Origin of the sequence: Nocardia niwae NBRC 108934 = DSM 45340, from assembly GCF_001613465.1 — a bacterium.
Lineage (GTDB): Bacteria > Actinomycetota > Actinomycetes > Mycobacteriales > Mycobacteriaceae > Nocardia > Nocardia niwae.
Genome location: NZ_BDCK01000004.1, coordinates 1 through 940 on the forward strand (window position 1 = coordinate 1; position 940 = coordinate 940).

The 940-nt window shown below is 69.0% G+C and carries 1 protein-coding gene; it reads left to right on the forward strand.

Annotated features, from left to right (window positions below):
* The coding region (locus tag NNI01S_RS35155) for a site-specific integrase (RefSeq protein ID WP_063017131.1) at positions 1-940 on the forward strand (940 nt) is incomplete at both ends.

Genomic DNA, 940 nt, shown 5'->3' on the forward strand with positions numbered 1-940 from the left:
CCCAGAGTTTCGACGATCACGCCGCCGCGATCCGATGGGCGCGGCTACTCGACCGGGTCGGCCCGGTCGAGGCCGAGCGCGTCCTCGCCGCCCAGCTGGGCGCCGTCGCCGACACGATCACGTTGAAGGTGTGGCTTCACCGGTACGTCGACCGCCTCGGCAAGAGCGTGGACGAGGAGACCAAGCGCAAGTACCGGCGCATGATCGACCGCGACATCGTCCCGTTCTTCAATGGGGAGCACCTGCCCGTCGACGGCGTGACGCCCGAGCTCGACGCCGCATGGGTCGAGTGGCTCGAAACCGAGTTCGACAACGCACCGAAGACCATCCGCAATAAGCACGGCCTGCTGTGCGCAGCGATGGGCGCGGCGGCCCGGCAGCGGCCGACTCCTCTTATTCCCTGGAACCCGTGTGCCGAGACCAAGTTGCCGAAGTGCTCGGCGCGCGAGGTCGACCACCTGAGCGAGGACGAGTACGAACTCATCGAGCAGCTGCTCGCGCCGTTCTGGCGCCCGTGGTGGGAGTTCGGCGTGATGAGCATGGCCCGGCCCGGCGAGCAGGGCGCACTCATCGTCGGCGACATCGACCGCAACACCGGCGGCGTCTCGATCACGAAGGCGTGGAAGTGGGCCAACGGCCGGATGCGCCTCGGCGACCCGAAGACCGAGCGCGGCGTCCGCATGACGTTCGTTCCGCTAGAAACGGTCGCGCAGCTCGACCTCGACCGCCCGGCCGACGCCTACCTGTTCCTGACGCCGAGCGGATTACCGGTGACCTCGGTGCGGTTCTGGCAGCAGGGCTGGGCCCCGGCGCTCGCTCGCTTGGAGGCGCTCGCCGCGGGCGACCGTGCACCGTTCACCGGCGCGGCTGGTTGGGAAGGGCTGTCGTTCGACGAACTGCAACGCCGGTTCGGGCACCTCGTCGGCCGCCTCATGTCCAA